Origin of the sequence: Streptomyces sp. NPDC006516, assembly GCF_040611875.1 — a bacterium.
Taxonomy (GTDB): Bacteria; Actinomycetota; Actinomycetes; order Streptomycetales; family Streptomycetaceae; genus Streptomyces.
The window spans coordinates 103,252-125,520 of the sequence record NZ_JBEXPD010000004.1 but is presented as its reverse complement, the minus strand read 5'-3'; the positions used below and the strand labels follow the sequence as shown (position 1 = coordinate 125,520).

The window sequence follows — 22,269 nt, the reverse complement described above, 5'->3', positions numbered from 1 at the left end:
GACCGGGCAACCGGTCGGCACAGCCCGGAAGGCACGGAGCCATGGCGCTCGCGCAGCCGAACCCAGGGAGTCCCGCCCGCACCGAGGGCCACGGGGGAAAGCCGCCGCAGCAGCGGAACGCACCACCGCTGCGCGGCACACTCGCCACCACCGCCTGCATGGAGACCCTCCAGGTGGGCTACCTCCACGCCGTGGCAGCGGCGGCGGGCTGCTCGCTCTCGCAGCCCTTCCCCGACAACGGCATCGACTGGCACGTCAGCCACGGTGCCCCCGACCACACCGTCGACGACGAAGTGACCGTCAAGGTGCAGCTCAAGTGCACCTACCAGATCCCCGCGCACCCGCCCGGCGCCGCGTTCTCCTTCACCCTCGACAACGCCCATCTGGTGAAGCTGGCCCGCACACCGGTCTCGGTGCACAAGATCCTGGTCGTGATGCTCGTGCCCCGCAGCCAGGACGACTGGCTGCGGGCCGGACACGACCGGCTCGACCTGCGGCACTGCTGTTACTGGACGAATCTGGCCGGCCACCCCGTGACGGGCCGCTACCGGACCACCGTGCGGATCCCGACCTCGCGGATCTTCGACGACCGCGCGCTCTGCGACATCATGGCCCGGGTCGGGGCGGGAGGGAGACCCTGATGCACCGCTCGACGGACGAGCCCACCGGAGGAACGGTCCCGGCGGGAACACGCGCACACCCGTACGGCGGGGAGCCCGGGCCCGGCCAGGTCCCGGACCCGGCGCGCGTCGATCCCGCCGTCCTCTGCGCGCTGCTGCGCAGGCACGGCTGGAACCGGCGCGGAGGCACCCAGGGCCGGTACAGCCGCTGGGTCCCGCCCGGCTCCGCAGCCCCCGGCACCAGCCTGCTGGTGCCGGACACCACCGCCTTCCCCGACAGCGAAGACCTGCTCGCCGAGGCCCTCACCGCCCTCGCCCGCAGCGCCGCCCCCTCGGCCCGCGAGATCATCGTGGCGCTCACCGTGCCCAGTGACGAGATCCGCTGGTGGCGGCACGTGCCCGAGGAACCCGCAGGCGCGGCCGACTGGACCGGCACCGACCAGCTGCGCACGGCGGCCCGGCAGATCCTCCTGGCCGGCGCCCTCGCCCTGCGGGGCCGCGCGGGACACCACGGCGCACGGCACAGCAGGAAGGCCCGCGCGGCACTCGACGGAACCCTCGTGGGGCCGGTGTCGTCGGGCCGCGGCCTCACCGCGTTCGTCCCCGTCGCGGAGGGGCGGGCCGTCGCCGTGCAGCTCTACGCGGCGCTCAACGCCACCCGCGAGGCCGTCGACTACCAGCGCGCCACCGGCGGCATGGACGCCTTCGACGCCGCCGTGGCCGCGGGAGTCAGCCGGGAGCTCACCGAGGCGCTCGTCTCCCTGGTACGGGGAGCGGAGGGCGCCAGGATCACGCTGGCCTGGGCGCCGGCCGCGGGAACCCCCGAAGGCTGCCCGGCGCGCCCCGAACCCGTGGAGTTCTCACCGGGCGACCTGCCCGCCCTCCGTCTCGCCGGGGTGCGCTATCTCCAGGACGAGCCCTCCGTACCCGTACGGATCACCGGGGCCGTCGTCCGGCTGCGCCGCTCCGCGCCGCGCGGCCCCGGCGTCGTACGCCTGCGGGTGCTGGCCGGGGCGGAGGTCGCGCACGTACGGATCGAGCTCGACGAGGAGGCCTACCGGATAGCGGGCCACGCCCACCTCGTCGGGCTGCCGCTGCGAGTGGAGGGAAGGCTGGAGAACCGAGGCGGCTTCCGGCGGCTCACCGGCGCCTCCCAGGTCGCCCCCGTCCAGGTGGACGAGGCGGAGCGTGACCGGCTGATGAAGTCGCTCCAGGAGAACGTGGACTTCTTCGAGGAGGCGTGCACCGGGGACGAGGAATAGGCGGCCCCGGTATCCCTTTCGCGTCGAGGCCCCCCGGCTCGGTACGATTCCTCTTGCGCGCGCAAGAGGAAAGCGACGCACCCCCTCAGTCAGGAGAGACCGGTGTCAGACGTCCGTGTGATCATCCAACGCGATTCCGAGCGGGAAGAGCACGTGGTGACGACGGGCACGACGGCCGCCGAGCTCTTCCCCGGGCAGCGCACCGTCGTCGCCGCGCGGGTCGAGGGCGAGCTGCGGGACCTCGCGTACGAGCTCAAGGACGGCGAGGTCGTCGAGCCCGTCGAGATCTCGTCCGAGGACGGCCTGAACATCCTGCGGCACTCCACCGCGCACGTCATGGCGCAGGCGGTGCAGGAGCTCTTCCCCGAGGCCAAGCTGGGCATCGGCCCGCCGGTCAAGGACGGTTTCTACTACGACTTCGACGTCGAGAAGCCGTTCACGCCCGAGGATCTCAAGGCCATCGAGAAGAAGATGCAGGAGATCCAGAAGCGGGGCCAGAAGTTCTCCCGCCGCGTCGTCACCGACGAGGCCGCCCGCGAGGAGCTCGCCGACGAGCCGTACAAGCTGGAGCTCATCGGTATCAAGGGCTCCGCCTCCACGGACGACGGCGCGGACGTCGAGGTGGGCGGCGGCGAGCTGACCATCTACGACAACCTCGACGCCAAGACCGGGGACCTGTGCTGGAAGGACCTCTGCCGGGGTCCGCACCTGCCCACCACCCGCTTCATCCCGGCGTTCAAGCTGATGCGCAACGCCGCGGCGTACTGGCGGGGCAGCGAGAAGAACCCGATGCTCCAGCGCATCTACGGCACCGCCTGGCCCACCAAGGACGAGCTCAAGGCGCACCTGGAGTTCCTGGAGGAGGCCGCCAAGCGCGACCACCGCCGCCTGGGCAACGAGCTGGACCTGTTCTCCTTCCCCGACGAGATCGGCCCCGGTCTCGCCGTCTTCCACCCCAAGGGCGGCATCATCCGCCGGGCCATGGAGGACTACTCGCGGCGCCGCCACGAGGAGGAGGGCTACGAGTTCGTCTACAGCCCGCACGCCACCAAGGGCAAGCTCTTCGAGAAGTCCGGCCACCTGGACTGGTACGCCGACGGCATGTACCCGCCCATGCAGCTCGACGACGGGGTGGACTACTACCTCAAGCCGATGAACTGCCCCATGCACAACCTGATCTTCGACGCGCGCGGCCGCTCCTACCGCGAACTGCCGCTGCGCCTCTTCGAGTTCGGCACGGTGTACCGGTACGAGAAGTCGGGTGTGGTGCACGGGCTGACCCGCTCGCGCGGCTTCACCCAGGACGACGCGCACATCTACTGCACCAAGGAGCAGATGGCGGAGGAGCTCGACCGTACGCTCACCTTCGTCCTGAACCTGCTCCGTGACTACGGTCTGACCGACTTCTACCTTGAGCTCTCCACCAAGGACCCGGAGAAGTTCGTCGGCTCGGACGAGGTCTGGGAGGAGGCCACCGAGACGCTGCGTCAGGTCGCGGAGAAGCAGGGCCTCCCGCTCGTCCCGGACCCGGGCGGCGCCGCCTTCTACGGGCCGAAGATCTCGGTGCAGTGCAAGGACGCCATCGGCCGGACCTGGCAGATGTCGACCGTGCAGCTCGACTTCAACCTGCCCGAGCGCTTCGACCTGGAGTACACGGGCCCGGACGGCACCAAGCAGCGCCCGGTCATGATCCACCGTGCGCTGTTCGGATCCATCGAGCGCTTCTTCGCGGTGCTGCTGGAGCACTACGCGGGCGCCTTCCCGGTCTGGCTGGCCCCGGTCCAGGCGGTCGGCATCCCGATCGGTGACACCCACATCCCGTACCTCCAGGAGTTCGCCGCCGAGGCGCGCAAGAAGGGGCTGCGGGTCGAGGTGGACGCCTCGTCGGACCGGATGCAGAAGAAGATCCGCAACCACCAGCGCGCCAAGGTCCCGTTCATGATCATCGTCGGCGACGAGGACATGAACGCGGGCACGGTGTCCTTCCGCTACCGCGACGGCTCGCAGGAGAACGGCATCGCCCGCGACGAGGCGATCGCCAAGCTCGCCGACGTGGTGGAGCGCCGCGTCCAGGTGTGATCCCCGCCTGACCCGAAGCCCCCGGAGGAGCTACACGCTCGCCGGGGGCTTCTTGTCGTCCTCCCGCCTGAACACCTCCACCAGCCACGACGAGAACGACCCCGTCACCGCCCCCAGCAGCGCCAGCCCACAGGCCATCAGGAGCGCGGCGATCACCCGGCCCCCGAAGGTCACGGGCACGGCGTCGCCGTAGCCCACCGTCGTGAGCGTCGCGCACGCCCACCACATCGCGTCGCCGAACGTGCGGATCGTCGTGCCCTCCGCTCCCTGTTCCTGGTGGTACACGGCGAGCGCCGCCGAGAAGCCGAGGAGCACCGCCGTCAGGCCGGCGTACGTCATCACCCGGGCGTACAGACTCAGCCGGGGCCCGCCGGTGCGGTGCCGGACGGCCGTGTAGACCTTGACCAGGCGCAAGGGGCGCAGCAGCGGCAGGAGGAGGACCACCGTGTCCAGCCAGTGGGTGTGGACGAAGCGCCCTCCGAGCCCGCTGAGCCGGAGCCGTACGCCGTAGTCGACGGCGAAGAGCAGCCAGGTCGCGGCCACCAGGGCGAGGGCGATGTCGCGCCAGGGCTGGGCGCCGACCGGGGCGAGGACGCGTACCGCGTAGCCGGCGAGGAAGACCAGGGCCGCGGCGAAGAGGGGCACCTCGGTGCGCTGCTCCCACTCCGCGAGCCGGTCGGGGGCGGGGGCTGGGGTGCGGTCGCTCATGGCGCCAGCATCGCGGTGCGCCCACGGGGACCGCCCCGGCGACACGCGCGGCGGGAGTGACGCAATATGCTGGCCGGCATGACGAGTGAGCCGGAGCAGCAGTTCGGAGTAGGGACGCCCGACGCGTTCCAGCGCCTGTGGACGCCCCACCGGATGGCCTACATCCAGGGTGAGAGCAAGCCGAGCGGCCCGGGAGCCGGGGACGGCTGTCCGTTCTGCGAGATTCCGTCGAAGTCGGACGAGGACGGGCTGGTCATCGCGCGCGGTGAGAAGGTCTACGCGGTGCTGAACCTGTACCCGTACAACGGCGGGCACCTCATGGTGGTGCCCTACCGCCACGTGGCCGACTACACGGAGCTGGACGGCGCGGAGACGGCCGAGCTGGCCGACTTCACCAAGCGGGCCATGGTCGCGCTGCGGGCCGCCTCGGGGGCGCACGGCTTCAACATCGGGATGAACCAGGGGGCCGAGGCCGGCGCCGGTATCGCCGCGCACCTCCACCAGCACGTGGTGCCCCGTTGGGGCGGGGACACCAACTTCATGCCGGTCGTCGGTCACACGAAGGTGCTCCCGCAGCTGCTGGGCGACACCCGGACGATGCTGGCCGGTGTCTGGCCGGCCGAGCTGCCGTCCGTCTGAGCCGGCCGCACCCGCCCCGGGCCGAGGTCACGCGTCGTAGACGTCGGCCTTGCGCGGGGCGGGGTCCTGGACCAGGCCGCTGAGGATCATGGAGCGGTTGTCGAAGCGCTCGGTGTCGACGCCGTGCTCCTTCAGGACCCGCATCGTCGCCGCGTGGACGACGCGCAGGACCGGGGTGGCCGTCCGCATGGCGTCGTCGGCCATGAAGCGGTGGCCCCACGGCTTGGCGGCCCAGGCGTGGCGCAGGCCGAAGGGCTCGGGCAGGACGATCTTGCCGCCCAGGTAGTCGAGCAGCGGCGGGTACCAGGTGAAGGGGGCGCGCAGGGCGAGCCTCACGACCTCGCTCGCCGTGACGAGGGGGAGGGAGACCTTGCGGGTCTCCCAGAACCTGACCGCCTTCTTGACCGTCTTGGTCGGCGCCTCGGGCTTGGTGAGGAACAGGCCGTGGACGGGGCCCAGCGCATGCCCGGTGACCTCGATACGGAGGGTCTCGTGGAGCACGGTGACGCTGATCAGCATCGTGATCACCAGCTGGCCGTCCCAGAGGGTGAACTGGACGCCCAGGTAGTGCCGGTCGCCGCTGCCGAACTGCTGGTGGTTGCAGATGCGCTGTATCTCGTGGGGCTTCACCTGGAAGGTGGCGACGTCCTCGCCCTCGGGACGGGAGACGGAGTCGGCGTTCTCACCGACGGGGGAGACGATCCAGTGCTTGACGGACGGCGTGGGGAAACCGCCGGTGTTCAGCGGGCCGCGCTCCAGCAGCTTCAGCTGGTCGTGGACGGCGCGTACGACGTCCCAGCTGCGGAACTGGTGGATCTCCCTGGTGGGGTCCTCCGGGGTGAGCTCCTCGGCGAGCTGCCAGCTGCCCCAGCGCGTGCCCATGCCGAGGATGCCCTTGGGGCCGGCGTAGAACACGGCGTTGGACTGCTGCTCCGCCGACAGCTTCTCCAGGCCCTGGCGCAGGGCCTCGCGTGCGGTCTCGTTGGGGTTCTTCGGCACGGCCTCGGGGATCTTCGCGCTGACCCCGGCGCCGGTGAGGAGCCCTTCCCAGCGGGCCCGCAGGTCCCTGGTCGAGGCCTCCGCGATCCGCTTGGCGAGCAGCCAGCCGATCAGCGGCGCCACGGCGGCGGCGCGCAGGTAGAGCGCCAGGAAGCCGGTGAGCGGCATGGCGATCAGGAAGAACGCGGCGGCGCCGCCGAGGACGACGAGCAGCACACCGCCCAGTGCCTGGAAGAACTTGTCCTTGGACTTGGCGAGGGAGTCCCGCAGCCGGAAGGCGAGGACCCACAGGAGCATGCCCGGCAGGAAGACGAAGCCGCAGACGGCCGTGATCAGGGTCAGCTTGGTGTCGCGTGCCTTGCGCAGCCGGGTGGCGGACAGGCAGTGCTCGACGACGGTCTGCGGGTCGGTGCCGAAGGACTGGATGAGCGCGGCGCGGCCGCCGCCGAGCATCCGCTCCTGCACGGCCCGGGAGAAGGCCTCGCCCAGATTCGGCTTGAAGTAGTCGGACTTGAACAGCGTGGACGAGCCCGGTTTCACCTCGGACTTGTGCCACTCGCTGTTGGCCTTGAGGATCTCCGACACGTCGCTGTCACGGTACGCGGCGGAGGCGAGGGCATTGGTCGCCACCGCCTGTCCGCCTGAACCCTGGAGCGGGATCTGCGCTCCGGGAGAGAAATCGAATCCGTCGTTGGCCACTGTCGCCCCCACTCGCCCGCACGGCCTGCTCCTGCGGCTGTTCCCAACTACCGTACGTCGCACACCTTCTGAGCTGGGACCACAGCGTATCGTCCGGGCCCGCCGCCCGCCCGGACGACGCGGCCGGGAGGGACGGGAGGCGCCATATCCGGTCAGCTAGCTGACATTTGCGGTGTTTTCCTGTGTTTTGCGGAGGCGCTCGGCCAGTTGCGGCGGCATGGGTTCGTGCCGGGCGTACGCCCGGTCGAACCGTCCTGTGCCGTGCGTCAGGGAGCGGAGGTCCACGGTGTACCTGCCGATCTCGATCTCGGGGACCTCGGCGCGGACGAGTGTGCGGTCCCCGGTCTCCTGTTCCGTGCCGACGAGCCGGCCGCGCCGGCCCGCGAGGTCGCTCATGACGGTTCCCACGTAGTCGTCGGGAACCAGCACGGCCACTTCGTCGACGGGTTCGAGGAGCTGGACCTGGGTGTCGGCGGCGGCCTCGCGCAGCGCCAGTGCGCCCGCGGTCTGGAAGGCGGCGTCGGAGGAGTCCACCGAGTGCGACTTCCCGTCGAGCAGTGTCACGCGCACGTCCACGAGAGGGTGCCCGGCCGCGACCCCACGGGCCGCCTGGGCGCGTACGCCCTTCTCCACGGAGGCGATGAACTGGCGTGGCACCGAGCCGCCGACCACCTTGTCGACGAACTCGATGCCCGCGCCGGGCGGCAGCGGTTCCACCTCGATCTCGCAGACGGCGTACTGGCCGTGCCCGCCGGACTGCTTGACGTGCCGGCCGCGCCCCACGGTCCGCGAGGCGAAGGTCTCGCGCAGCGGGACGCGGTGGGGCTCGGCGTCGACCTGTACTCCGTACCGGCTGCGCAGCCTTTCGAGCGCCACGTCCGTGTGGGCCTCGCCCATGCACCACAGGACGACCTGATGGGTGTCCTGGTTCTGTTCGAGTCGCATCGTGGGGTCCTCGGCGACCAGGCGCGCCAGCCCCTGGGAGAGCTTGTCCTCGTCGGCCTTGCTGTGGGCGCGCACCGCCAGCGGCAGCAGCGGGTCGGGCAGGCTCCAGGGTTCGATCAGCAGCGGTTCCCCGGTCCCCGAGAGGGTGTCGCCGGTCTCGGCCCCGCCGAGCTTGGACACACAGGCCAGGTCCCCTGCGATGCAGCTGTCCAAGGGGCGCTGCTGTCGGCCGAACGGCGCCGAGAGCGCCCCGACGCGTACGTCGGACTCGTGGCGGGGGCCCGACCCGCCCTCCGGTCCGGTGAGGCCGTGGCCGCACACGTGCACGGTCTCGTCCGGACGCAGCGTCCCCGAGAAGACGCGGACCAGGGAGACCCTGCCGACGTAGGGGTCCGAGGCGGTCTTCACGACCTCCGCGACCAGCGGCCCCTCGGGGTCGCACACCGGGGCGGACCGCGGGGCACCTTCCGGCGTGGAGACGGCCGGGAGCGTGCGCTCCACAGGGGAGGGGAAGCCGGCGCACATCAGGTCGAGGAGTTCCACGGTGCCGACGCCCTGGCCCGCGCCGTCGGCCGCCGGGGCCGCGGTGAGCACGGGATGGAAGGAGCCGCGGGCCACCGCACGTTCGAGATCGCGCATGAGGGTCGCGACCTCGATCTCCTCGCCGCCGAGGTAGCGGTCCATCAGTGTCTCGTCCTCGCTCTCGGCGATGATCCCCTCGATGAGCCGGTCGCGGGCCTCCTGGAGCGGCCCTTGCTGGTCGCCCGAGGGTGGCAGCCGGCGCCGTTCCCCGGTGGAGCAGTCGAAGATCCGCCGGGTGAGGAGTCCGGTGAGCCCAGTGAGCTGGGCATGCCCGTCGGGGCCCTCAGGGCCTTGTACCGGCAGGTGGAGGGGCAGCACGGCGTCCGGGTCGTCATGCCCGAAGATCCGGCCGCAGACCCGGGTCATCTCCTCGAAGGACGTGCGCGCGGTGTCCAGGTGCGTGACGACGATCGCGCGCGGCATCCCGACGGCCGCGCACTCCTCCCAGACCGCGCGGGTGGTGCCGGCCACGGCGTCGGCCTCCTGGGCGGCCGAGACGACGAAGAGGGCCGCGTCCGCCGCGCGCAGACCGGCCCTGAGCTCCCCGACGAAGTCCGCGTAGCCGGGGGTGTCCAGAAGGTTGATCTTGTGACCCTCCCATTCGACGGGGACCAGCGAGAGCTGCACGGAGCGCCGGCGGCGCTGTTCGATCTCGTCGTAGTCGGAGACGGTGGCGCCGTCCTCGACCCGGCCTGCCCGGTTGAGCGCCCCGGCCGTCAGCGCGAGTGCCTCGACCAGAGTGGTCTTGCCCGAGCCGCTGTGGCCGACCAGCACCACGTTCCGTACGGAAGCGGGCCTGTCGGCCGTCGTCGCCCTGCCGGCGGCCCCGGTGTGTGTATGAGTCCTGTCGCCCATGATGCGTGCCTCCCGATCGGTGGCAGTGCCGCGAGTACTGGGGGATGGATGCACGGGCGGAGGGGAGCCGTGGCGGCGGCTTCGGCGACGCCCGCGGTCTTCCGAGCTTTTCACCCGTGCCGTGCGCCGTCCATCCGTCGTGCACGGCGGCGCGTGACTTCCGGGACATCCGGCGGGACGGGGTGCCCCGCCGATGCGCGGCGCGGCTCGTGACTACGATGGGCCAGCCGGTGGCCGAAGGGGCCGCGCGGCCCACCGAACCTCGGGAAGGCCATGCTGAACAAGTACGCGCGTGCATTTTTTACGCGTGTCCTCACACCGTTCGCCGCTCTGCTGCTCCGCCTCGGGGTCAGCCCCGACGCGGTCACCCTCGTCGGTACGGCCGGAGTGATGGCAGGTGCGCTGGTCTTCTTCCCCATGGGGGAGTTCTTCTGGGGCACCATCGTGATCACGGTCTTCGTCTTCTCGGACCTGGTCGACGGCAACATGGCCCGGCAGGCCGGGATCTCCAGCCGGTGGGGGGCGTTCCTCGACTCCACGCTCGACCGGGTCGCGGACGGGGCGATCTTCGCCGGGTTCGCCCTCTGGTACGCGGGCAGCGGCGACGACAACGTGCTCTGCGCGGTCGCGATCTTCTGTCTGGCCAGCGGCCAGGTCGTCTCGTACACGAAGGCGCGCGGTGAGTCGATCGGCCTGCCCGTCGCCGTGAACGGCCTGGTGGAGCGCGCCGAGCGCCTGGTGATCTCCCTGGTGGCCGCCGGTCTCGCGGGTCTGCACGGTTTCGGGGTGCCCGGCATCCAGGTCCTGCTGCCGATCGCGCTGTGGATCGTCGCGGTGGGAAGCCTGGTGACGCTGGTCCAGCGCGTGGTGACCGTCCGCAGGGAGTCGGCCGAGGCCGACGCCGCCGCGGCGGCCGTCCAGGGCGGGAGCGAGTCCGCACAGTGAGCGGCACCCGATCCGACCTGAAGGAACGCCTGACGGACGGGCTCTACGGCCTCGGCTGGGGCGCGGTCAAGAAGCTCCCCGAGCCCGCCGCGGCCGCGCTCTTCCGCACCCTCGCCGACCAGGTGTGGAAGCGGCGGGGCAAGTCCGTGCTGCGCCTGGAGTCGAACCTCGCCCGGGTGGTGCCCGACGCGGACGCCGACCGGCTCGCGGAGCTGTCGAAGGCCGGCATGCGCTCGTACATGCGCTACTGGATGGAGTCCTTCCGGCTCCCGGCCTGGAGCCCGGAGCGGATCGCGGCGTCCATCGACGTACGCGACATCCACCGGGTCACGGAGGGCCTGGAGGCGGGCAAGGGGGTCGTCCTCGCGCTGCCGCACCTGGGCAACTGGGACCTGGCGGGCGCGTGGGTCACCACGGGCCTCAAGGTGCCGTTCACCACGGTCGCCGAGCGGCTGAAGCCCGAGACCCTCTACGACCGCTTCGTGGCCTACCGCCAGGGCCTCGGCATGGAGGTCCTGCCGCACAGCGGAGGTGCCGCGTTCGGCACCCTCGCGCGACGGCTGCGCGCGGGCGGGCTGGTCTGCCTCGTCGCCGACCGTGACCTGTCGGCCTCCGGCGTCGAGGTGGACTTCTTCGGGGAGACCGCACGCATGCCCGCCGGTCCGGCCCTGCTGGCCCAGCACACCGGCGCCCTGCTGCTGCCCGCGACCCTCTGGTACGACGGCACGCCCGTCATGGGGGCGCGGGTCCATCCGCCCGTCCCCGTACCGGAGTCAGGCAGCCGCGCCGAGAAGACGTCCTCCATGACACAGGCGCTGGCCGACGCCTTCGCCACCGGGATCGCCGAGCATCCGGAGGACTGGCACATGCTGCAGCGGCTCTGGGTCTCCGATCTGGACCCTCAGAGGGAAGCGCCGTGAAGATCGGCATCGTCTGCCCGTACTCCTGGGACGTTCCGGGCGGAGTGCAGTTCCACATCCGGGACCTGGCCGAGCACCTGATCCGCCTCGGTCACGACGTCTCCGTGCTCGCGCCCGCCGACGAGGAGACGCCGCTGCCGCCGTACGTCGTGTCCGCGGGCCGGGCGGTGCCCGTGCCCTACAACGGCTCGGTCGCCCGGCTCAACTTCGGCTTCCTGTCCGCCGCGCGCGTCCGGCGCTGGCTGAACGAGGGCACCTTCGACGTCATCCACATCCACGAGCCCACCTCGCCCTCGCTGGGCCTGCTCGCCTGCTGGGCGGCCCAGGGGCCGATCGTGGCCACGTTCCACACGTCCAACCCGCGCTCCCGCGCCATGATCGCGGCGTACCCGATCCTCCAGCCCGCGCTGGAGAAGATCAGCGCGCGCATCGCGGTCAGCGAGTACGCGCGGCGGACCCTCGTCGAGCACCTCGGCGGGGACGCCGTGGTCATCCCCAACGGCGTGGACGTGGACTTCTTCGCCCGCGCGGAGCCGAAGGCCGAATGGCAGGGCGGCACGCTCGGCTTCATAGGGCGCATCGACGAGCCCCGCAAGGGGCTGCCCGTCCTGATGAAGGCACTCCCCGCGATCCTCGCCGCCCGCCCGGACGCCAGGCTGCTGGTCGCGGGACGCGGTGACGAGGAGGAGGCCGTGGCCTCGCTGCCCGAGGAGATGCGCTCGCGGGTCGAGTTCCTCGGCATGGTGAGCGACGAGGACAAGGCGCGGCTGCTGCGCAGCGTGGACGTGTACGTGGCGCCGAACACCGGCGGTGAGAGCTTCGGGATCATCCTGGTCGAGGCGCTGTCGGCGAGCGCGGCGGTGCTCGCCAGCGACCTGGACGCCTTCGCGCAGGTGCTCGACCAGGGCTCCGCGGGCGACCTGTTCGCCAACGAGGACGCGGACGCGCTGGCCGAGGCCGCGATCCGGCTGCTCGGCGACGCGGACCGGCGCGCGGGACTGCGTGAGCGCGGCAGCGCGCACGTGCGCCGTTTCGACTGGACGACGGTCGGCGCGGACATCCTGGCGGTGTACGAGACGGTGACGGACGGGGCCGCCGCCGTCGACACCGACGAACGCACGGGTCTGCGCGCCCGCTTCGGCCTCGCCAGGGACTGAGCGGGACAGGGCCCCGCCTCAGGGCCGCACCGGCGGAACCGGGCGGGGCGCGCCGACGGTAGCCTTTGCGCCCGTGATCGAAACCCTCATCTGGATCGTCGTCGCGCTCCTCGCGATCGGCCTGTACCTCAGCTGGACCGCCGGGCGGCTCGACCGGCTCCACGCCCGCATCGACGCGGCACGCGCGGCGCTGGACGCCCAGCTGCTGCGCCGTGCCTCGGTCACCCAGGAACTGGCCACGTCCGGTGTCCTGGACCCCGCGGCGTCCATCGTGCTCTACGAGGCGGCGCACGCGGCGCGGCAGGCCGAGGAGGAGCAGCGCGAGGTCGCCGAGAGCGAACTGACCACCGCCCTGCGCGCCGTGTTCGGCGAGACCGCGCAGGTCGACGCGGTCAAGGAGGTGCCGGGCGGCGAGGACGCGGCGAGGGAACTGGCCGCCGCCGTGCGCCGCGTACCGATGGCGCGCCGCTTCCACAACGACGCGGTGCGCGCGGCCCGCGCGCTGCGCAGGCACCGGACCGTTCGGCTGTTCCGGCTCGCGGGCCACGCCCCGTTCCCCCTCGCGTTCGAGATGGACGACGCGCCGCCCGTCGCCCTGGCCGACCGTCCCGGCAGCTGAGGGAGGAAGCGGCGGGCCAGGGGCCTGGCGGGGCCTGTCCCGGCAGCCGGCCCGCAGGGGTGCCGGAGCCGGCCGGCGGGAGAAGGATCCACAGGCTCCTCATTGGCCCTTGCTGTGGACTGCTTCCGGAGCGTTTGCTCGGGGCTGCAGTATTCAGCTCTTCCACCCCAGTGAGGTCGATCCGTGTCCACGCTCCCCAGCACCCCGCAGTCCACCGAGACCCCGGCCACCGGCACCGCCCGCGTCAAGCGCGGCATGGCCGAGCAGCTCAAGGGCGGCGTGATCATGGACGTCGTCAACGCCGAGCAGGCGAAGATCGCCGAGGACGCGGGCGCCGTGGCGGTCATGGCCCTGGAGCGGGTGCCGGCCGACATCCGCAAGGACGGCGGCGTGGCCCGGATGTCGGACCCCAACATGATCGAGGAGATCATCGAGGCCGTCTCCATCCCCGTGATGGCCAAGTCCCGCATCGGCCACTTCGTCGAGGCCCAGGTGCTGCAGTCCCTCGGCGTCGACTACATCGACGAGTCCGAGGTCCTCACCCCGGCCGACGAGGTCAACCACAGCGACAAGTTCGCCTTCACCACCCCCTTCGTCTGCGGCGCCACCAACCTGGGTGAGGCGCTGCGCCGTATCGCCGAGGGCGCGGCGATGATCCGCTCGAAGGGCGAGGCGGGCACCGGCAACGTCGTCGAGGCGGTCCGTCACCTGCGCCAGATCAAGAACGAGATCGCCCGGCTGCGCGGCTACGACAACAACGAGCTGTACGCCGCCGCCAAGGAGCTGCGCGCCCCGTACGAGCTGGTCAAGGAGGTCTCCGAGCTCGGCCGGCTGCCCGTCGTCCTGTTCTCGGCCGGTGGCGTGGCCACCCCCGCCGACGCCGCCCTGATGCGACAGCTCGGCGCCGAGGGCGTCTTCGTGGGCTCCGGCATCTTCAAGTCCGGCGACCCGGCCAAGCGCGCCGCCGCCATCGTGAAGGCCACCACCTTCTACGACGACCCGAAGATCATCGCGGATGCCTCCCGCAACCTGGGCGAGGCCATGGTCGGCATCAACTGCGACACGCTGCCCGAGGGCGAGCGCTACGCCAACCGCGGCTGGTAAGCACCGATGACCGACACCCCTGTCATCGGAGTCCTGGCTCTCCAGGGCGACGTACGGGAACACCTGATCGCCCTGGCCACGGCGGACGCCGTGGCCAGGCCGGTCCGGCGGCCCGAGGAGCTCGCCGAGGTCGACGGCCTCGTCATTCCCGGTGGCGAGTCCACCACGATGTCCAAGCTGGCCGTCCTCTTCGGCATGCTGGAACCGCTGCGCGAGAGGGTCGCCGCCGGGATGCCGGTCTACGGCACCTGCGCCGGAATGATCATGCTCGCGGACAAGATCCTCGATCCTCGCTCCGGCCAGGAGACCGTCGGCGGCATCGACATGATCGTGCGCCGTAACGCTTTCGGGCGGCAGAACGAGTCCTTCGAGGCGGCCGTCGAGGTCGAGGGCGTGCCCGGCGGCCCCGTCGACGGAGTCTTCATCCGGGCCCCCTGGGTGGAGTCCGTCGGCGCCGCCGCGGAGGTCGTCGCGGTGCACGGCGGTCATATCGTGGCCGTACGCCAGGGAAACGCCTTGGCGACGTCGTTCCACCCCGAGCTGACGGGCGACCACCGGGTGCACGCGCTCTTCACCGACATGGTGCGCGCCGTGGGCTGATCCGATCCCGGTAGGATCTCTCGGGTTCGGATCGATTTTGGTGACGCGAAGGAGAAGGCAGATGTCCGGCCACTCTAAATGGGCTACGACGAAGCACAAGAAGGCCGTGATCGACGCCAAGCGCGGCAAGCTCTTCGCGAAGATGATCAAGAACATCGAGGTCGCGGCCCGCACGGGCGGCGCCGACGTGTCCGGCAACCCGACCCTCTTCGACGCCATCCAGAAGGCCAAGAAGAGCTCGGTCCCGAACAAGAACATCGACTCCGCGGTCAAGCGCGGCGCCGGTCTCGAAGCCGGCGGCGCCGACTACGAGACGATCATGTACGAGGGCTACGGCCCGAACGGCGTCGCGGTGCTCATCGAGTGCCTCACCGACAACCGCAACCGTGCCGCCTCCGACGTCCGTGTCGCCATGACCCGCAACGGCGGCTCGATGGCGGACCCGGGCTCGGTCTCGTACCTCTTCAACCGCAAGGGCGTCGTGATCGTCCCCAAGGGCGAGCTGTCCGAGGACGACGTGCTCGGAGCGGTGCTCGACGCGGGTGCCGAGGAGGTCAACGACCTCGGTGAGACCTTCGAGGTGCTCAGCGAGGCCACCGACATGGTCGCGGTCCGCACCGCGTTGCAGGACGCCGGCATCGACTACGACTCGGCCGAGGCGAACTTCGTCCCGACCATGCAGGTCGAGCTCGACGAAGAGGGCGCCCGCAAGATCTTCAAGCTCATCGACGCGCTGGAGGACAGCGACGACGTGCAGAACGTCTTCGCCAACTTCGACGTCTCCGACGAGGTCATGGAGAAGGTCGACGCCTGAGACGGCGTTGCGGTACGCCGACGGGCCGACGGGACACACCCCGTCGGCCCGTCGCATTGTCAGCGGGACCCGATAGCCTGCGGGAACAGATGACCGAGCGGCGGAGGGGGCCCTTTCATGCGGGTGCTGGGCGTGGACCCGGGGCTGACCCGGTGCGGTGTCGGAGTCGTCGAGGGCGTCGCCGGAAGGCCGCTCACGATGATCGGCGTCGGCGTGGTGCGAACCCCGGCCGACGCGGAGCTGGGCCACCGGCTCGTCGCCATCGAGCAGGGCATCGAAGCGTGGCTCGACGAGCACCGGCCCGAATTCGTCGCCGTGGAGCGGGTGTTCAGCCAGCACAACGTGCGCACGGTGATGGGTACCGCCCAGGCCAGCGCGGTCGCCATGCTCTGCGCCTCCCGCCGCGGCATCCCCGTGGCCCTGCACACCCCCAGCGAGGTCAAGGCCGCCGTCACCGGCTCGGGACGCGCCGACAAGGCGCAGGTCGGGGCCATGGTGACCCGGCTGCTGCGGCTCGACGCGCCGCCGAAGCCCGCGGACGCGGCCGACGCCCTCGCTCTCGCCATCTGTCACATCTGGCGCGCGCCCGCGCAGAACCGACTGCAGCGGGCCGTCGCCGCCCATCGCACGCTGAAAGGCCGTACCGCATGATCGCCTTCGTCTCCGGCCCGGTGGCCGCGCTCGCCCCGACCACGGCCGTGATCGAGGTCGGCGGCATCGGCATGGCCGTCCAGTGCACCCCCGGCACCCTCGCCGGCCTGCGGATCGGCAACGACGCCCGGCTCGCCACCTCCCTGGTCGTCCGGGAGGACTCGCTCACCCTCTACGGCTTCGCCGACGACGACGAGCGCCAGGTCTTCGAGCTGCTCCAGACAGCGAGCGGTGTGGGCCCCCGGCTCGCCCAGGCCATGCTCGCCACCCACAGCCCGGACGCCCTGCGCATCGCCGTCGCCACCGGTGACGAGAAGGCGCTCACCGCCGTGTCCGGCATCGGCAAGAAGGGCGCGCAGAAGCTCCTGCTGGAGCTCAAGGACCGTCTCGGCGAGCCGGTCGGCGCGCACATCGGGCAGCAGGGTGTCGGCACGGCCGTCAGCTCCTCCTGGCGCGACCAGCTGGGAGCCGCCCTGATCGGCCTCGGCTACGCGACCCGTGAGGCCGACGAGGCCGTCAGCGCCGTCGCACCGCAGGCGGAGGCCGCGATCGCGGACGGCGGCCAGGCCCCCGTGCCGCAACTGCTGCGCGCGGCCCTGCAGACACTGAACCGCGCACGCTGACCCAGGGGCCACACGCCCCGTACGCCGGCCGGAACACCGCACGGTCCGGCACCGAAACACCCGAGGCGGGACTGACGAGATGAACTGGGACGAGACCGGGCCCGACACCGGCGAACTGACCGACGAGCGGCTCGACGACCGCCTCGTCGACGCCGGCGCGGACGGCGAGGACACCGCCGTCGAGGCCGCCCTGCGCCCGAAGGACCTCCATGAGTTCGTCGGCCAGGAGAAGGTGCGCGAACAGCTCGACCTGGTCCTCAAGGCCGCCCGCGCCCGGGGCGCCACCGCCGACCACGTCCTGCTCTCCGGCGCCCCCGGCCTCGGCAAGACGACACTCTCCATGATCATCGCGGCGGAGATGGGCGCCCCGATCCGCATCACCTCCGGGCCCGCCATCCAGCACGCCGGAGACCTCGCGGCGATCCTCTCCTCGCTCCAGGAGGGCGAGGTCCTCTTCCTCGACGAGATCCACCGCATGTCGCGGCCCGCGGAGGAGATGCTCTACATGGCGATGGAGGACTTCCGCGTCGACGTCATCGTCGGCAAGGGACCCGGGGCCACCGCCATCCCCCTGGAGCTCCCCCCGTTCACCCTCGTCGGCGCCACCACCCGGGCCGGGCTGCTGCCGCCCCCGCTGCGTGACCGCTTCGGCTTCACCGGACACATGGAGTTCTACGCTCCCACCGAGCTGGAGCGGGTCATCCACCGCTCCGCGGGCCTGCTCGACGTCGCCATAGACCCGGCGGGCGCCGCCGAGATCGCCGGGCGCTCCCGGGGCACGCCCCGTATCGCCAACCGGCTGCTGCGCCGCGTCCGTGACTACGCCCAGGTCAAGGCCGAGGGCCGCATCGACCGGGACATCGCCGCGGCGGCCCTGCGGGTGTACGAGGTCGACGACAAGGGCCTGGACCGGCTGGACCGCGCGGTGCTCGGCGCCCTGCTGAAGCTGTTCGGGGGCGGCCCCGTCGGGCTCTCCACCCTCGCCGTGGCGGTGGGGGAGGAGCGCGAGACGGTCGAGGAGGTCGCCGAGCCCTTCCTCGTACGGGAGGGTCTGCTCGCCAGGACCCCGCGTGGCCGGGTCGCGACCCCCGCGGCCTGGGCCCACCTCGGGCTCGTCCCCCCTCAGCACGGCGTAAAGGGACAACAGGGCCTGTTCGGGGCGTGACACAGGACAGGTTGGCCAGCACGGGAACCAGGGTGCGATGCTGGACGTTGTTCCAATGATGCGGACTCGCTTAGACTCCGCCGATGCCGCCCGTACAGGTCGGTGTACCCACCCCCGTAGACCAGGCCGCGTGAGTTCGACGTGGTCGTGCGAAGGAAGTTCCGTCCCGTGAGTCTCGTGACCCTCCTCCCCTTCATCGTGCTCATCGGGGCCATGTTCCTGATGACCCGGTCCGCCAAGAAGAAGCAGCAGGCCGCTGCGCAGATGCGCGACGACATGCAGCCCGGCACGGGCGTCCGGACGATCGGGGGCATGTACGCCACCGTCAAGGAGATCCAGGACGACACGGTGCTCCTCGAGGTCGCGCCCGGCGTCCACGCCGTCTACGCCAAGAACGCCATCGGGGCCGTCCTGGACGACGCGGAGTACAACCGCATCGTCCACGGCGACGACGAGCTGGAGACCGACGGCACGGTCGTGCCCGACGACGCCTCCTCGCTCACTGGTGAGCACGCGGACGACGACGTCGCGAAGATCGACCTGGGCAAGAAGGCCGAGGACGACACCGCCGCGAAGGACTCCGAGGTCAAGGACGCCAAGGCCGACGGCGAGGGCGACGCGAAGTAGTTCCACGACCCAGAGACGCCGGACACCCACGGGTGTCCGGCGTCTCACGGGACGTGCGGTCTTCTGCGGGGGCGGGTCCCCACAACACTTCGTGGCCGCTCGGGCGCGTACCCGGCGCGGGGCGGTTGGACAGGGAGAAACGAAAAGGTGGCAGCACCGAAGAAAGGCCGGGGCTCAACCGGTGGACAGGGCAGGCCGGGCCGTGCCCTGGCTCTGATCCTCATCGCCATGGTCGCCCTGACCGGTGGGATGTTCCTGTCCGGGCACACCACGCCCCGGCTCGGGATCGACCTGGCCGGCGGCACGTCGATCACACTCAAGGCGAAGAGCCAGCCCGGCAAGCCTGAGGCGATCAACGAGACCAACATGAACACCGCGGTCAGCATCATCGAACGCCGTGTCAATGGTCTGGGTGTCTCCGAGGCCGAGGTTCAGACCCAGGGCGCATCGAACATCATCGTCAACATCCCCAAGGGCACGAACTCGAAGCAGGCCAGGGAGCAGGTCGGCACGACCGCCCAGCTCTACTTCCGGCCCGTGCTCACCGTCACCGGTGGGGGGCCGACGCCCGAGGGTTCCGCGAGCCCGTCCGCGAGCGGTTCCGGAGAGGCGAGCGCCACGCCCAGCGCGAAGGCGACCGACCCGGAAACGGCCTCCGATTCGAAGACGACGCCCTCGGCGAGCGCGACCACCCAGGGCCGTGCGGTCACCGACGCCCTGAAGAAGGACACGACGCCGACCCCGTCCGGCAGCGCCTCCGGTGGGGCGGACTCGTCGAAGAGCCCCGCGGCGACCCAGACCCCCGACGCCGCCACCGCGGCGCTGGAGAAGAAGTTCACCGCCCTGGACTGCACCGACGAGGCGGCCCGCGCCAAGGCCGGCGACGGCGTCAAGCCCGAGGACCCCACCGTCGCGTGCAGCTCCGAGGGTGACGCCAAGTACCTCCTCGGCCCGGCCGAGGTCTCCGGCACGGACGTCGACGACGCCAAGGCCCAGTTCGACCAGCAGCGCGGCATCTGGCTCGTCTCCATGGAGTTCACCGACAAGGGCTCCAAGAAGTTCCAGACGATCACCAAGAAGCTGTCGACGCAGACGTCGCCGATGAACCAGTTCGCGATCTCCCTCGACGGCGAGGTCGTCTCCGCGCCCCAGGTCAACGAGACCCTCAGCGGCAGCGCCGAGATCTCCGGCAGCTTCACCCAGCAGTCCGCCGAGGACCTGGCCAACGTCCTGTCCTACGGCGCGCTCCCGCTGTCCTTCAGCGAGGACACCGTCACCACCGTCACCGCCGCGCTCGGCGGCGAGCAGCTGGAGGCCGGTCTCATCGCCGGCGCCATCGGCCTGGCCCTGGTCGTCATCTACCTGGTGGCCTACTACCGCGGCCTGGCTCTCATCGCGCTGCTCAGCCTGCTGGCCTCCGGCATCCTGACGTACACGATCATGGCGCTGCTCGGCCCGGCCATCGGCTTCGCGCTGAACCTCCCGGCCGTCTGTGGTGCCATCGTGGCGATCGGTATCACGGCGGACTCGTTCATCGTGTACTTCGAACGCATCCGGGACGAGATCCGGGAAGGCCGCACGCTGCGGCCGGCTGTCGAGCGTGCCTGGCCCAGGGCCCGGCGCACCATCCTCGTGTCCGACTTCGTGTCGTTCCTCGCGGCTGCCGTGCTCTTCCTCGTCACCGTCGGCAAGGTCCAGGGCTTCGCCTTCACGCTCGGCCTCACCACCCTGCTCGACGTCGTCGTGGTCTTCCTCTTCACCAAGCCCGTCATGACGCTGATGGCCCGCACCAAGTTCTTCGGCGGCGGTCACCCGTGGTCCGGCCTGGACCCGAAGCGGCTCGGCGCCAAGCCGCCGCTGCGTCGCTCGCGCCGCGTCAACGTCCGTACCGACCACCCGAAGGAGGCGTGAGATGTCGCGACTCGGCAATCTCGGCGCCCGGCTCTACCGTGGCGAGGTCGGTTACGACTTCATCGGCAAGCGCAAGATCTGGTACGGCGTCTCGATCCTGATCACCATCACGGCCATCCTCGGCCTGGCGGTCAGCGGACTGAACATGGGCATCGAGTTCAAGGGCGGCGCGGTCTTCACGACCGACACCAAGGCCAAGGTGTCCGTCAGCCAGGCCCACGAGGACGCGGTCGCGGCCTCCGGCCACGAGGCGATCGTCCAGGAGCTCGGCAACGGCGGGCTCCGCATCCAGATCACCGAGGTCGACACCGACAAGGCCGACCAGATCAAGGCCCGGCTCTCCGAGGACCTCGGCATCCCCGAGGCGAAGATCAACGCCGACCTCGTCGGTCCCAGCTGGGGCGAGCAGATCGCCAACAAGGCCTGGACGGGCCTCGGCATCTTCATGGTCCTGGTCGTGGTCTACCTGGCCATCGCCTTCGAGTGGCGCATGGCCGTCGCCGCCCTCATCGCGCTGATCCACGACATCACCATCACGGTCGGTGTCTACGCCCTGGTCGGCTTCGAGGTCACGCCGGGCACCGTGATCGGTCTGCTCACCATCCTCGGTTACTCCCTCTACGACACGGTCGTCGTCTTCGACAGCCTCAAGGAGGGCACGAAGGGGATCACCAAGCAGACCCGCTGGACCTACAGCGAGATCGCGAACCGCTCCATCAACGGCACCCTGGTGCGTTCCATCAACACCACGGTCGTGGCGCTGCTGCCGGTCGCCGGTCTGCTGTTCATCGGCGGCGGTGTGCTCGGCGCCGGCATGCTGAACGACATCTCGCTGTCGCTCTTCGTCGGCCTCGCCGCCGGTGCGTACTCCTCGATCTTCATCGCCACCCCGCTGGTCGCCGACCTCAAGGAACGCGAGCCGCAGATAAAGGCACTGAAGAAGCGGATCCTCGCCAAGCGCGCCGCCGCGGCGGCCAAGGGCGAGTCCCTCGAGGACGAGCGCGACGACCGGGAGCAGGACTTCGACGAGGACTCCGAGCCCGCCGCTGCCGTCGTCGGCCAGCGCCGCCAGCCCGGAGGCCACGGCCGGAGTCCGAGGAACCGCCGATGACGAGCACCAGCATCGACCAGGCGACCCGGGAGCTCCTGCTCAGCCGGATCCGTGACGTACCGGACTACCCGAAGCCCGGAGTGCTGTTCAAGGACATCACCCCGCTGCTCGCGGACCCGGTGGCCTTCAGCGCGCTCACGGACTGGTTCGCGGAACTGTGCGTACGGCACGGAGCCACCAAGATCGTCGGACTGGAGGCGCGCGGGTTCATCCTCGCCGCACCGGTCTCGGTCAGGGCAGGCCTCGGCTTCGTGCCCGTGCGCAAGGCCGGGAAGCTGCCCGGTGCCACGCTCGGGCAGGCGTACGAGCTGGAGTACGGCACGGCCGAGATCGAGATCCACGCCGAGGACCTGTGCGCCGACGACCGGGTCATGGTCATCGACGACGTCCTGGCCACCGGCGGCACCGCCGAGGCCTCGCTGGAGCTGATCCGGCGGGCCGGGGCCCAGGTCGCCGGCGTCTCGGTCCTCATGGAGCTCGGATTCCTGGCCGGCCGCGCACGACTGGAGGCAGGGCTGCGGGACGCTCCGCTGGAGGCTCTGATCACCCTCTGACCTGCGCCGCGCCACCTCGGCGCGTGTAAGGACGAACAGGACGGGCACCCGGGAACACCGGGTGCCCGTCCTGCGTTGTG

21 protein-coding genes are annotated in these 22,269 nt (G+C 71.0%); 18 read left to right on the top strand and 3 right to left on the bottom strand.

From position 1 onward, the window contains the following. Nucleotides 1–41 precede the first annotated feature (41 nt). The 3 genes from ABZY45_RS14880 to thrS all read left to right on the top strand — a co-directional run bounded on the left by ABZY45_RS14880 (nt 42) and on the right by thrS (nt 3,961). A complete protein-coding gene (locus ABZY45_RS14880) occupies nt 42–641 on the top strand; it encodes a DUF4365 domain-containing protein (protein WP_356739886.1) in 600 nt (199 codons plus the stop codon). Beyond that, nucleotides 641–1,882, top strand: coding sequence for a hypothetical protein (locus tag ABZY45_RS14875; protein ID WP_356739884.1), 1,242 nt, complete (start codon nt 641–643; stop codon nt 1,880–1,882). The genes ABZY45_RS14880 and ABZY45_RS14875 overlap by 1 nt, the downstream gene beginning before the upstream one ends. A gap of 102 nt (nt 1,883–1,984) precedes the next feature. Then, on the top strand, nt 1,985–3,961 hold the full coding sequence (thrS, locus tag ABZY45_RS14870) for a threonine--tRNA ligase (RefSeq protein ID WP_356739882.1): 1,977 nt from the start codon (nt 1,985–1,987) through the stop codon (nt 3,959–3,961). Nucleotides 3,962–3,991: 30 nt separating this feature from the next. Here thrS and ABZY45_RS14865 read toward each other — a convergent pair whose 3' ends face one another. Then, entirely contained in the window at nt 3,992–4,669 is a 678-nt protein-coding gene (locus tag ABZY45_RS14865) for a potassium channel family protein (protein ID WP_356739880.1), read from the bottom strand. A 66-nt stretch (nt 4,670–4,735) separates the two neighbouring features. Here ABZY45_RS14865 and ABZY45_RS14860 point away from each other — a divergent pair, with 66 nt between their 5' ends. Next, complete coding sequence (locus tag ABZY45_RS14860; protein WP_356739878.1) at nt 4,736–5,308, top strand: HIT domain-containing protein; 573 nt, start codon at nt 4,736–4,738, stop codon at nt 5,306–5,308. 27 nt (nt 5,309–5,335) lie between these two features. Here ABZY45_RS14860 and ABZY45_RS14855 read toward each other — a convergent pair whose 3' ends face one another. After that, the gene (locus ABZY45_RS14855) at nt 5,336–7,006 is read right to left on the bottom strand and encodes a hypothetical protein (RefSeq protein ID WP_356739876.1); all 1,671 of its coding nucleotides are present in this window, start codon (nt 7,004–7,006) and stop codon (nt 5,336–5,338) included. A 156-nt stretch (nt 7,007–7,162) separates the two neighbouring features. Then, nucleotides 7,163–9,388, bottom strand: a complete 2,226-nt coding sequence (locus ABZY45_RS14850) for an elongation factor G-like protein EF-G2 (RefSeq protein WP_356739874.1) — start codon at nt 9,386–9,388, stop codon at nt 7,163–7,165. 273 nt (nt 9,389–9,661) lie between these two features. Between ABZY45_RS14850 and pgsA the strand changes: the two genes are divergently transcribed. The 14 genes from pgsA (at nt 9,662) to ABZY45_RS14780 (ending at nt 22,189) form a co-directional block, all read left to right on the top strand. Further along, a complete protein-coding gene (gene pgsA, locus ABZY45_RS14845) occupies nt 9,662–10,333 on the top strand; it encodes a phosphatidylinositol phosphate synthase (protein ID WP_356739872.1) in 672 nt (223 codons plus the stop codon). Continuing rightward, nucleotides 10,330–11,253 (top strand): phosphatidylinositol mannoside acyltransferase, encoded by a 924-nt coding sequence (locus ABZY45_RS14840; RefSeq protein ID WP_356739870.1) that lies wholly within the window; start codon nt 10,330–10,332, stop codon nt 11,251–11,253. Before pgsA ends, ABZY45_RS14840 begins: the two co-directional genes overlap by 4 nt. Then, the gene (locus ABZY45_RS14835; RefSeq protein ID WP_356739868.1) at nt 11,250–12,410 is read left to right on the top strand and encodes a glycosyltransferase family 4 protein; all 1,161 of its coding nucleotides are present in this window, start codon (nt 11,250–11,252) and stop codon (nt 12,408–12,410) included. Before ABZY45_RS14840 ends, ABZY45_RS14835 begins: the two co-directional genes overlap by 4 nt. 73 nt (nt 12,411–12,483) lie before the next feature. Further along, nucleotides 12,484–13,029: a hypothetical protein gene (locus ABZY45_RS14830; RefSeq protein WP_356739866.1), complete on the top strand. Its 546-nt coding sequence runs from the start codon at nt 12,484–12,486 to the stop codon at nt 13,027–13,029. A gap of 183 nt (nt 13,030–13,212) precedes the next feature. Next, nucleotides 13,213–14,133 (top strand): pyridoxal 5'-phosphate synthase lyase subunit PdxS, encoded by a 921-nt coding sequence (gene pdxS, locus ABZY45_RS14825; protein WP_033304361.1) that lies wholly within the window; start codon nt 13,213–13,215, stop codon nt 14,131–14,133. A 6-nt stretch (nt 14,134–14,139) separates the two neighbouring features. Further along, entirely contained in the window at nt 14,140–14,733 is a 594-nt protein-coding gene (gene pdxT, locus ABZY45_RS14820) for a pyridoxal 5'-phosphate synthase glutaminase subunit PdxT (protein ID WP_356739863.1), read from the top strand. Between the two features lie 61 nt (nt 14,734–14,794). Further along, the gene (locus ABZY45_RS14815; RefSeq protein WP_356739861.1) at nt 14,795–15,547 is read left to right on the top strand and encodes a YebC/PmpR family DNA-binding transcriptional regulator; all 753 of its coding nucleotides are present in this window, start codon (nt 14,795–14,797) and stop codon (nt 15,545–15,547) included. A gap of 117 nt (nt 15,548–15,664) precedes the next feature. After that, nucleotides 15,665–16,198: a crossover junction endodeoxyribonuclease RuvC gene (ruvC, locus tag ABZY45_RS14810; RefSeq protein ID WP_356739859.1), complete on the top strand. Its 534-nt coding sequence runs from the start codon at nt 15,665–15,667 to the stop codon at nt 16,196–16,198. After that, nucleotides 16,195–16,821 (top strand): Holliday junction branch migration protein RuvA, encoded by a 627-nt coding sequence (ruvA, locus tag ABZY45_RS14805; protein WP_356739857.1) that lies wholly within the window; start codon nt 16,195–16,197, stop codon nt 16,819–16,821. Before ruvC ends, ruvA begins: the two co-directional genes overlap by 4 nt. Nucleotides 16,822–16,900: 79 nt before the next feature. Beyond that, complete coding sequence (gene ruvB / locus ABZY45_RS14800) at nt 16,901–17,986, top strand: Holliday junction branch migration DNA helicase RuvB (RefSeq protein ID WP_145806237.1); 1,086 nt, start codon at nt 16,901–16,903, stop codon at nt 17,984–17,986. Nucleotides 17,987–18,154: 168 nt separating this feature from the next. Then, the gene (gene yajC / locus ABZY45_RS14795) at nt 18,155–18,613 is read left to right on the top strand and encodes a preprotein translocase subunit YajC (protein WP_356739854.1); all 459 of its coding nucleotides are present in this window, start codon (nt 18,155–18,157) and stop codon (nt 18,611–18,613) included. Nucleotides 18,614–18,760: 147 nt separating this feature from the next. Then, nucleotides 18,761–20,524 carry a protein translocase subunit SecD gene (gene secD, locus ABZY45_RS14790; RefSeq protein WP_356739852.1) on the top strand — a complete coding sequence of 588 codons (1,764 nt, stop codon included), beginning with the start codon at nt 18,761–18,763 and terminating at the stop codon, nt 20,522–20,524. Between the two features lies 1 nt (nt 20,525). Further along, on the top strand, nt 20,526–21,635 hold the full coding sequence (secF, locus tag ABZY45_RS14785) for a protein translocase subunit SecF (protein ID WP_356739850.1): 1,110 nt from the start codon (nt 20,526–20,528) through the stop codon (nt 21,633–21,635). After that, the gene (locus ABZY45_RS14780) at nt 21,632–22,189 is read left to right on the top strand and encodes an adenine phosphoribosyltransferase (RefSeq protein WP_356739848.1); all 558 of its coding nucleotides are present in this window, start codon (nt 21,632–21,634) and stop codon (nt 22,187–22,189) included. Before secF ends, ABZY45_RS14780 begins: the two co-directional genes overlap by 4 nt. The last annotated feature ends 80 nt before the right edge of the window (nt 22,190–22,269 follow it).